Origin of the sequence: uncultured Veillonella sp., assembly GCF_915069625.1 — a bacterium.
In the GTDB taxonomy this organism is placed as follows: Bacteria; Bacillota; Negativicutes; order Veillonellales; family Veillonellaceae; genus Veillonella.
Map to the genome: position 1 here is coordinate 1 of NZ_CAJZFD010000059.1, position 10,342 is coordinate 10,342.

General features: G+C 37.4%; 10 protein-coding genes, 1 tRNA gene and 1 pseudogene. All 12 read left to right on the forward strand.

Translation table 11 applies throughout. The annotated features are described in order from the left end of the window. Positions 1-200 precede the first annotated feature (200 nt). Entirely contained in the window at positions 201-467 is a 267-nt protein-coding gene (locus QZ548_RS04520) for a SemiSWEET family transporter (protein ID WP_004698672.1), read from the forward strand. A 192-nt stretch (positions 468-659) separates the two neighbouring features. Beyond that, positions 660-1,688: an AraC family transcriptional regulator gene (locus tag QZ548_RS04525; protein WP_119209121.1), complete on the forward strand. Its 1,029-nt coding sequence runs from the start codon at positions 660-662 to the stop codon at positions 1,686-1,688. Between the two features lie 385 nt (positions 1,689-2,073). Beyond that, the gene (gene ttdA, locus QZ548_RS04530) at positions 2,074-2,976 is read left to right on the forward strand and encodes a L(+)-tartrate dehydratase subunit alpha (protein ID WP_119209120.1); all 903 of its coding nucleotides are present in this window, start codon (positions 2,074-2,076) and stop codon (positions 2,974-2,976) included. Beyond that, positions 2,976-3,587: a L(+)-tartrate dehydratase subunit beta gene (gene ttdB / locus QZ548_RS04535; protein WP_005385844.1), complete on the forward strand. Its 612-nt coding sequence runs from the start codon at positions 2,976-2,978 to the stop codon at positions 3,585-3,587. Before ttdA ends, ttdB begins: the two co-directional genes overlap by 1 nt. A gap of 133 nt (positions 3,588-3,720) precedes the next feature. Next, positions 3,721-3,879 (forward strand): annotated as a pseudogene (locus tag QZ548_RS04540) (SLC13/DASS family transporter); the annotation flags it as partial. Between the two features lie 276 nt (positions 3,880-4,155). Then, entirely contained in the window at positions 4,156-5,826 is a 1,671-nt protein-coding gene (locus QZ548_RS04545) for a formate--tetrahydrofolate ligase (RefSeq protein WP_119209117.1), read from the forward strand. Between the two features lie 159 nt (positions 5,827-5,985). Then, the gene (locus QZ548_RS04550) at positions 5,986-6,603 is read left to right on the forward strand and encodes a cyclodeaminase/cyclohydrolase family protein (RefSeq protein WP_119209116.1); all 618 of its coding nucleotides are present in this window, start codon (positions 5,986-5,988) and stop codon (positions 6,601-6,603) included. A gap of 247 nt (positions 6,604-6,850) precedes the next feature. Further along, positions 6,851-8,179, forward strand: coding sequence for a nucleobase:cation symporter-2 family protein (locus QZ548_RS04555; protein ID WP_119209115.1), 1,329 nt, complete (start codon positions 6,851-6,853; stop codon positions 8,177-8,179). 218 nt (positions 8,180-8,397) lie between these two features. Beyond that, a complete protein-coding gene (locus QZ548_RS04560; protein ID WP_119209114.1) occupies positions 8,398-8,838 on the forward strand; it encodes an MOSC domain-containing protein in 441 nt (146 codons plus the stop codon). 25 nt (positions 8,839-8,863) lie between these two features. Further along, entirely contained in the window at positions 8,864-9,829 is a 966-nt protein-coding gene (moaA, locus tag QZ548_RS04565) for a GTP 3',8-cyclase MoaA (RefSeq protein WP_119209113.1), read from the forward strand. 1 nt (position 9,830) lies between these two features. Continuing rightward, positions 9,831-10,133, forward strand: coding sequence for a hypothetical protein (locus QZ548_RS04570; protein WP_119206974.1), 303 nt, complete (start codon positions 9,831-9,833; stop codon positions 10,131-10,133). A gap of 74 nt (positions 10,134-10,207) precedes the next feature. Continuing rightward, positions 10,208-10,283 (forward strand) — tRNA-Lys (locus QZ548_RS04575). The last annotated feature ends 59 nt before the right edge of the window (positions 10,284-10,342 follow it).

Sequence of the window (10,342 nt, forward strand, 5' to 3'; positions counted from 1 at the left end):
TGCTTTTTTATATGTGTTTTCTAGGTGAATTTATATATCAATAGACTCTAAAAATACAATAAATCGAGAGAAATCTATATTTTTCTGTGGATTTTACTATAAAAACTACCTTTTAATTTGGATAGTTATATTCTCCAAACTGAGTAGAATATACTTCATCAGGAGTAAAAAAATTAGTAAGTTATAATTTTGGAGGATATATGAATCAAGTTAAATTTATGGAAAACGTAGGTAAAGTTGCAACTGTTACTGCTGTAGCTATGTATGTATCTTACTTCCCACAAATCATGCATAACCTAGCTCATCCAGGTACTGGCGATTGGATCCAACCACTTGTAGCTGCGATCAACTGTACATTATGGGTAGCGTATGGTTTGTTCAAAGAACATAGAGATATTCCAGTAGCATTAGCCAATGCACCAGGTATCTTCTTTGGTTTGGCAGCAGCTATTACAGCGGTTATGTAATTTTAAGAATAGATATATAATGCTACAGAAACATAAAACTATAATTTATTGACATGTAAAATAAGATTACTGTTGACCGTTGTTAATTATATATATCATAATGAATGCATCTCTTAGATTTATAAGAGGTGCATTTTTTATGTAAATAATTGAGAGGTATTTGTTTGATTTTATGAAGGGTGTTGCGTTGTTATGGATTACTTTCACTATACATACAAACACAATCACATAGATTTCAATAGTGATATATATAAGGTTAGTACCTATCACTATAACTGGCACAGTGGCGTAGAAATCCTAATCTTACTAAAGGGCAGAATCGACATGAGTTGTAATAGTGAGGTTTTTACAATGGAACCTCTTGATACGATTATTATTTCTCCTCAAGTTGGTCATGCTACGTTGGCCTTAGAGGAGGATACAACGGCTCTCGTTATTCATGTAAGTAAGGAGTTTTTCCAATATTTTGATCCTAACTTCGGCATGTACCAATTTGTATTGCGTTTAGATAAAACTAATCGGGATAATAAATTCTTTACGTCCTTACGTCATCGTGCCGCACAAATGATGTTATTAATGGTAAATGGTGAAGGTACTGATCGTCAATTATGCTTGGAGAGTCACTTTTTAGCTATGACGAGTGATATATATCGTGAAATTGATGCGGTTAAGACTATCCCTGTACATACAAAGCCTGCTGATATGACTGTAGCTACCTTTGATAAAATGATTACCTATATTGATGAAAACTATAAGCAGAAGATCGAGTTAGAAGATATTGCTAAAATAGGCGGTTATAATGTGAACTATACATCTCAGTTCTTTAAACGCCAATTAGGAGTTTCCTTTTTAGAGTATTTGTTACGGTTGAGATTACGAGAGGCTACAGTTCGTTTAGCTAATTCTGAGGATGGGGTAGCTCATATTGCAAGTAGCTGTGGTTTCGCAGATATTAAAGCCTTTAATGTAGCTTTCAAGAAACATTTCCATACAACACCATCTGAATATAGAAAGCAAGCAAAAGAGATGGGGCGTAAGACAAAGCTACATGATTGGAAGGAAATTATCTCTACTCAGGAAAAGGATATTATAGATATATTGCAAACCTATTTACCATATCAAGATGCCTCTATCAATAAGGATAGATTGGAAGAGGCTAATCAAAAGTTACAGGATGTTAGAGAAGAACTTGAGATGGTTGTAAAAAAATTACAATCATAATTTTCATTGTTATAATTCCTTGTAATTGCTTATAATTTTATGATTTTGAAAATTAAAATTAGGGGGATATACAATCATTAGGTATAGGTGATTTTGTATATTTGATAAGCATATAAAAATAAATGATGAAAGAGCACTACCTTTTGATAAGTAGTGCTCTTTTTGGTGTTTTTAAATAGGTGTAATTGTATATTTTGAATGTGTAAAAACATAATCATATGGGGGATTTTGTATGAAATTAGCGTGCTTTCACAAGCAAAAATCAACTTATAAATTGGATAGTTATATCCTGTAAAAAGAGTACAATGAAATCATCGAAAGGAGCTAAGGTTCCGAAACATAAATAATCACGTCTTAAATAATGAAGTCTTTTTGGAGGTTTGCGATGAGTACGAAGGAACAACAAGTACAAGAAATGACTAATAAGATAGCTAATTTCATTTCTTACATGGCAAAGGTATTGCCTGATGATGTACAAGAAAAAATTCATGAATTGGCGCAGGATGAAAAAAATCCTATGGCCAAATCTATTTATGAGACAATGCAACATAATATGGATTTAGCAGCTCAGCTTAATCGTCCTTCTTGTCAAGATACAGGGGTCTTACAATTTTGGGTAAAGGTTGGATCTAATTATCCCTTACTAGGAGAATTAGAAGATATTCTAAGAGAAGCAACCTATAAAGCTACACAAGAAGCTCCATTACGATTGAACTGTGTAGAAACTTTTGATGAGTTTAATACTGGTAAAAATATTGGCCTCACTGCACCTTATATTCACTGGGATATCATTCCTGATTGCGATGATGTAGAAATCTTCCCTTACATGGCTGGTGGCGGGTGCTCCTTGCCAGGGTCCGGTAAAACATTGATGCCAGGCGAAGGTTATGAAGGTGTTGCTAAATTTGTTCTTGATTTGATGACAAGCTATGGCTTAAATGCATGTCCTCCACTATTGGTAGGTGTAGGGATTGCTACAACTATTGATACAGCTGCTGGATTATCTAAAAAGGCATTAATGCGCCCTGTATCTTCAAAAGCACCTAATGAAAAAGCGGCTTATATGGAACAATTGTTAGAAGATGGAATTAATAAGATTGGTATTGGACCTCAAGGTATGGGTGGGGATAAAACTGTATTAGGTGTTAACATTGAACATGGAACACGTCATCCATCTGTTATTTCTTGTGCTGTTAGTGTAGGTTGTTGGAATCATCGTCGCGGCGATCTCGTATTTGATAAGGATGGTAATTGCACAGTTAAATCTCATAAAGGAGTGACATTATAATGGCTAAGAAAATATTAACTACACCAATTCAAAAATCTGATTTAGAAGGCATTAAGCCAGGCGATGTAATTTATTTGACTGGGCATATTACAACTAGTCGTGATATGGGGCATCGTCGTGTGGTAGAAGAAGGTAAAACTTTACCGGTTGATGTTAAAGATGGGGCTATACTTCATGCAGGTCCAATTATTCGAACTATAAGCGATAATGAATTTGAAGTAGTATCTGTAGGTCCTACTACATCTATGCGAATGGAAAAATTCGAATATGACTTTGTTAAAAAGACTGGTGTACGTCTCATTGTAGGTAAAGGTGGCATGGGTCCTGAAACAGCCCGTGCATGTAAAGACTTTGGCGCACTACACTGTGTATTCCCTGCAGGCAATGCAGTTCTTGCTGCTACAGAAGTCGAAAAAGTAGAATCTGCTAATTGGCGTGAATTAGGTATGTGTGAGACTTTGTGGACTTTTAAGGTTAAAGAATTTGGTCCACTTATCGTATCCATTGATGCAGAAGGTAATAACTACTTTGAAAATAAAAAAGTAGAATACAATGCGAAAAAAGAAGAGGTGTTAGAAGAAATCTATAAACATGTAGGCTTCATTAAATAATTGCATTGTGACATGTAACTAAATAGGAGGATTATACGGATTTTGTACAATCCTCCTTTTTTGTACCCTTTTTTAGGTATATTACACGTATTGGGAGGTATATATGGATACGAGTGTAATGATAACTCTTGGCTCCTTGGCATATGCTACACCAATTGGTATGCCTGCCAACACTATGGTATACAATATAGCTGGCTATAGCTTCATGGATTATGTGAAAGCTGGTTTGCCACTTATCGTTGTATCTAGTATCGTAGCACTTATTTTACTTCCAATCCTATTCCCATTCTAATAAGATAATAGTATTTGGTATATATTGAAAGCCCTGATGTACATTTACATCAGGGCCTTTTCTTGGTTATGTATATATAGTGTTTGTTTTGCTATATATTAGATAGATTACTAAATTTGTTAGACATAAGTATTAGACATTAGAGGAACTTTCACATATAATAGAGTAATGTAAGTGTACAAATATACATTCACAGTAGACATATTTTATGAAACGTATATGTCTATCTAATAGTTGTTATATAGGTTTATGTGGCCATAGTGCCGAGGAGGCTTTATGTTAAGCGATATTGAGATTGCCCAACAGAATAAAATGGAAAAAATTCAGGTTATTGCCGATAAATGTGGTTTAACACCTGATGATATTGAACAATATGGTCATTATAAAGCGAAGATTTCTTTTGATGCCATTCGTCGCTTAGAAGCTAAGCCAGATGGTAAATTGGTGCTTGTTACGGCTATTACACCGACACCAGCGGGGGAAGGTAAGTCCACAACGAGCATTGGTCTCGTACAAGGTCTACAAAAAATCGGTAAAAATGCGATTGCAACCTTACGTGAACCATCCTTGGGCCCTGTATTTGGTATAAAAGGTGGCGCAGCAGGTGGCGGTTATGCTCAAGTAGTACCAATGGACGATATTAACCTTCACTTTACAGGTGATATGCATGCTATTACAGCAGCCAATAACTTGTTATCCGCTATGATTGATAACCACATCCATCAAGGTAATGAATTGCAAATCGATTTGCGTCAATTATCTTGGACTCGTGTTCTAGATATGAATGACCGTGCACTTCGCAACGTAACCGTAGCACTTGGCGGCAAAGTATGTGGTTTCCCTCGCGAAGATCACTTCATGATTACTGTTGCTTCTGAAATTATGGCTATTCTTTGCTTAGCTAAAGATCTAGAAGATTTGAAAGAACGTTTTGGTCGCATTGTAATTGGTTGCAATTTAGCAGGTGAACCTGTGTATGTGCATCAACTTGGTTGCCAAGGTGCGATGGCCCTTCTTATGAAAGATGCTATTAAACCAAATCTCGTACAAACATTAGAGCATACGCCGGCTATCGTCCACGGTGGTCCATTTGCAAACATCGCTCATGGTTGTAACTCCATCGTAGCTACAAAATTAGGTCTTAAATTAGGTGATATTGTAGTTACAGAAGCTGGCTTCGGTGCTGATTTAGGGGCTGAAAAGTTCCTCGACATTAAATGTCGTTACGGCGACATTTTCCCTGATACAATCGTTATTGTAGCTACATTACGAGCTCTTAAAATGCATGGTGGCGTACCAAAACAAGAGCTTAATACAGAAAATGTTGAGGCTGTTACAAAAGGTTTCAGCAACTTACAGAAAGCAATCGAAAACATGCGTTACTTTAACGTACCTGTACTAGTAGCCATAAATAAATTTGCTACCGATACAGATGCGGAAATCGCTGAGTTAACTCGCTTGTGTAATGAATTTGGCGTCCCTGTTGAGCTTAATGAATGTTGGGAAAAGGGCGGCGAAGGCGGCATTGATATGGCTAAAAAGGTCGTTGAATTGCTTGAGGGTTCAAAACCAACACCTAAATTCGTATATGATGTAGAAGATAGCTTAGAAGAAAAGGTAAATAAGATCGTTACTACGATTTATGGTGGTGATGGTGTTATCTTTACGGATAAAGCTAAAAAGCAAATTAAACAATTAGCAGATTGGGGTCTCGATCGTTTGCCTGTATGTATGGCGAAAACACAATATTCCTTGTCTGATAATCCTGCGTTGCTCGGTGCACCAAAGGGCTTTACTATCACTGTATCCGATATTCGCGTTGCCAATGGGGCCGGCTTTATCGTATGCCGTACAGGAGATGTAATGGTTATGCCAGGCCTTCCTAAACGCCCAGCAGCTCTTAACATGGATATAGAAGCAGATGGTACGATTAAAGGCTTATTCTAATAGTATATACTTATAGTTAGCCTTTCTAAAAAGGATTAACCTTTACGACTGGTTTTAATTAGAGTTAAAGCGTTTATTGTTTTAATCGTTACAGTTTTATAGTAATTATGAGGAGATAACAAGGTTCATCTTGTTATCTCCTTTACATGAGGTATAGATATGAAATTAGTAGAACAAAAAGTAAATGACTTTGTAGCCGCTACTGCATCTAAAGAGCCTACACCAGGTGGTGGTGCCATTGCGGCTTTAACAGCTGCAACGGGCGCTGCATTAGCTGAAATGGTGGCAAACTTAACTTTTGGTAAAAAAGGTTATGAAGAGGTTCAATCTGAAATGAAAGACCTTCAAAGTAAAGCAGAAGCCATTCGTAATCGCATGCTTGAATTGTCTCAAGCTGATGCGGATGTATTTAACATCTTTATGAACGCATTAGGTTTGCCAAAGAATACTGATGAAGAGAAGGCTACACGCAGTGTAGCTATTCAGCAAGCTTATAAAGATGCTGCTATGGTGCCATTTGAAATCGGTGAATTAGCGTATCAAATCTTTGATTTGGCGGATATGGCATCTCGCAAGGGCAATCAAAACCTTATTACAGATGGTATTATCGCTGCTATCAATGCTCGTGCTGCCGTAAAAGCGGCATTCTTAAATGTACGTATCAATTTATCTGGGATTAAAGATGAAGCCTTTGTAACTAATATAACTACAAAAATGAATGCTATCGAAAAAGATCTCGATGCTAAAGAGGCGGCTATTATAGGTTTATATGCATAACTAGCTCAAAATAGCAATTTAAAATAATAGCTTGAAATAACTTGATAGATATCTGGATATATTAATTAATAAAATTTGAACAATTTCGAACAATTCATAATCTTTAAAGTATAATGTTCGGAAAAATTAAAAAAGAGAACTTATTATTGCTTTTAAAAATAATAGGTTCTCTTTTTTCTATTGTTAAAATCCGAACGATAGTGTAAAATAAATGGGTGTTATTTCGAGGTTTGATGTAGGAGACATTATGACAGATCAAAAACAAATGAATACGGTCGATAGTATGTTGCCAATACCACAGCTCTTTGCCTTTGGTTTACAGCACGTGTTGGCCATGTATGCAGGCGCCGTTGCCGTACCTATTATCGTGGCACAGGCCATGCACTTGCCTGTGGAAGATTTGATTCGCTTAATTACAGCGGACTTATTTACTTGCGGTGTTGCCACATTAATCCAGACATTAGGTTTTGGTAACATTGGTGGACGTATTCCAATGATCCAAGGCGTTACCTTTGCATCAGTAGGTCCTATGGCGATGATTGGGGCTCAGCATGGTATGACTGCTATTTATGGCGCCATTATTGTAGCCGGTTTATTTACATTCTTGATAGCGCCATTCTTTAGTCGCCTTATTCGACTATTCCCTCCTGTAGTTACAGGTACAATTATTACCATTATCGGTATTAACTTGATGCCAGTTGCCATTAACTGGATGGGTGGCGGTGTAGGTAATCCGAATTTTGGTAGTTTTACCAATATTGGGCTAGGGTTCCTTACATTCTTAATCGTTGTATTCGTTTACAAATTTGCAAAAGGTTTCTTCAGTAATCTTTCTGTATTAATTGGTTTAATTGCAGGTACAGCTATAGCTTTTGCAATGGGCGTTACCAACTTTGACGAAGTTGGTCGTTCCAGCTGGATTGCAGTTATTGAACCGTTCTATTTCGGTTTGCCAACCTTTGATTGGGCTTCTGTGCTTTCCATGATTATCGTAATGCTTGTTGTTATGGTTGAAACAACAGGTGATAGTATTGCGATTGGCGAAATCGTAGATAAGCCAATTGGACGTAAAGAATTAGCATCAATCATTCGTGCTGATGGGGTGTCTACTGTTATCGGTGGTATTCTTAATAGCTTCCCATATACAGCATTTGCTCAAAACGTGGGCCTTATTGCTGTGACGGGGGTTAAGAGCCGCTTTGTAGTTGCTGCGTCTGGTGTGATCTTGATTTTATTGGGATTATTTCCTAAATTAGCGGCTATCGTAGCTAGTATTCCAAATGCTGTATTAGGTGGCGCTGGTATTGCTATGTTTGGTATGATTGTTGCAAGTGGTATTCGTTCCTTGGGCAAGGTTAGCTTTGAAGGCAATCATAATTTAATGCTCGTAGCAATCAGTATTGGTGTAGCTATGATTCCTATTGCAGCGCCAAACTTTTATGCTAATTTCCCTGCTTGGGCACAAATTATTTTAAAATCTGGTATTACCTTTGGTAGTATTATGGCGATCTTGCTTAACTTACTACTTAATGGTGTTAATCATGGTGATGAAATTAAAGAAATGGGTCGCCGATAAGATCTATTATATGAGAACTCTGTTCCTAGGAGCAGAGTTCTTTTTTAGTGATTAAATTCATAGGAAAATTGTATGAATACTATGATATAATAAATAGATAATTGTAGAATAATTTTATGGTGCTTTCAGTAAGAAGAGAATCATAAAATTAGTTGCAATTACATGTTGAAATAAAGTTATGTATATATGGTATGTTCCCATAAGAAGGGAAGGGTTACATGGCAGACGGAAAAATTATTGCTATCTCTATTAGTGAGAAAAAAGGGCAAAAGAAACATAATATTGAATCCGCTAATCTTGTTGTAGATCACGGTATGGAAGGTGATGCGCATGCAGGCAATTGGCATCGTCAAATCAGCTTGCTTGGCATTGCAAGTATAGACCATATGCGCGCTCAAGGGGCGGATGTTAAACCTGGTGATTTTGCAGAAAATATCACTGTTGAAGGTATGGTACTTTACGAATTAGCCGTAGGTACACAATTACAAATTGGTAGTGATGTAATTCTTGAAATTACTCAAATTGGTAAGGAATGTCATCATGGCTGTGAAATCATGAAACAAGTAGGATCTTGTATCATGCCTACACAAGGCATCTTTGGCAAAGTCCTTAAAAATGGTACCATTCACGTAGGTGATGAAGTATCTATTATCAAATAACTTAGTCGTACAAACGAGGTGTGTTATGAAAGACGCATGGGGCCGTACAATTGAATATGTACGTCTGTCATTGACAGATGCGTGTAATTTTTGTTGTCCCTATTGTCGACCTGCTGAAATTACACCTCAAAGTCAAACCCAATTATTATCAGTTGATGAATGGATGACTATTTTAGGTGCCTTCCATCGTATCGGCGTGAAAGCGGTACGTTTAACTGGTGGCGAGCCATTGTTGTATCCTCATATTGAAGAGCTGTTAACCCGTATTAAGGATACTGGTTGGTTTGAAGATATATCTATGACTACGAATGGTAGCCTACTTGCATCTCGAGCACAACGATTGAAAAAACTTGGATTGAACCGAGTGAATATTAGTCTCGATTCTCTTGAAAGTGATGCCTTTGCTACTTGTGTAGGTAAAGAAGGTCAGCTAGATTCTGTGCTAGATGGTATTCGTAGTGCTATTAGTGCAAACTTTAAATCTGTGAAGATTAATACTGTATTATCTCGTCATTGGTCTGATGAAGAAGTCAAATCTTTGTTACAGTATGTAGAAAAATGGCCTGTTATATGGCGATTTATAGAATACATGCCATTCCAAGGTGATGCATTCCATGGACCGACCTTTGATGAGTGGCGAGCTCAATTGGAACGTGTAAGTGGGGGGCCTCTTACAGAGGTTCACTCTGTGTATGGTTTTGGTCCTGCTACGTATTTAGCGTTGCCAAGTGGAAAGGCTGTAGGCTTCATCTTTTCTATGTCTCATAGCTACTGTGATACATGTAATCGCGTACGTCTTACATCAGATGGGCAAATGCGTTTATGCTTGTTGCGTGATGATGAGGCTGATCTTGTATCTCTTGTGCGCAATGGGGCCACAGAGGAAGACTTAGCTTTGCATATTGAACGTGCGTTGCAACGAAAGCAAGAACGTCATGATGGCGTAGGTATGGAACAACCAGAACGTCCTATGTGGCGCATTGGAGGATAATATGGGATTTTTTGATTTTCTAAAACCAAGATCAAAGGAACATATTGAAGAATGTTGGCCTGGTGGCAAGATGCTTCAAGTCCATATCGAATACGATACACAATCTGCTGTCATTACCTACAAGGGGCGTTATGGATTGCAATTTAATGTGCCAAAGGCAGATGTGACAGATATTATCGTCAAAGAAGTAAGCCGTACGCATAGCGTTCTTCAACTGTATAGTGGTGCTGACTGTGTAGGAACTAGTGATATACTCCCTACAGAGGCTTGTAATACGATGAAGGATTGGCTAAGGCAATATTGATGTATATGTTTTATAGGAATGTAATAAATATTCTTTACATTCCTATAAAATAGGCATATAATTAGTCGTGTCATGGACCACTAGCTCAGCTGGCAGAGCACCTGACTCTTAATCAGGGTGTCCAGGGTTCGAACCCCTGGTGGTCCACCAAATAAACCCGCACAGTAGTGCGGGTTTTCTTATTATTTATTTGTAATCTGTTAGTTATA

Bases quoted from the DNA above. Each gene is read 5' to 3' on its own strand.
- ttdB (WP_005385844.1), top strand. From the start codon at position 2,976: ATGGCTAAGAAAATATTAACTACACCAATTCAAAAATCTGATTTAGAA.
- QZ548_RS04525 (WP_119209121.1), top strand. From the start codon at position 660: ATGGATTACTTTCACTATACATACAAACACAATCACATAGATTTCAAT.
- QZ548_RS04520 (WP_004698672.1), top strand. From the start codon at position 201: ATGAATCAAGTTAAATTTATGGAAAACGTAGGTAAAGTTGCAACTGTT.
- moaA (WP_119209113.1), top strand. From the start codon at position 8,864: ATGAAAGACGCATGGGGCCGTACAATTGAATATGTACGTCTGTCATTG.
- QZ548_RS04555 (WP_119209115.1), top strand. From the start codon at position 6,851: ATGACAGATCAAAAACAAATGAATACGGTCGATAGTATGTTGCCAATA.
- ttdA (WP_119209120.1), top strand. From the start codon at position 2,074: ATGAGTACGAAGGAACAACAAGTACAAGAAATGACTAATAAGATAGCT.
- QZ548_RS04545 (WP_119209117.1), top strand. From the start codon at position 4,156: ATGTTAAGCGATATTGAGATTGCCCAACAGAATAAAATGGAAAAAATT.
- QZ548_RS04560 (WP_119209114.1), top strand. From the start codon at position 8,398: ATGGCAGACGGAAAAATTATTGCTATCTCTATTAGTGAGAAAAAAGGG.
- QZ548_RS04570 (WP_119206974.1), top strand. From the start codon at position 9,831: ATGGGATTTTTTGATTTTCTAAAACCAAGATCAAAGGAACATATTGAA.
- QZ548_RS04550 (WP_119209116.1), top strand. From the start codon at position 5,986: ATGAAATTAGTAGAACAAAAAGTAAATGACTTTGTAGCCGCTACTGCA.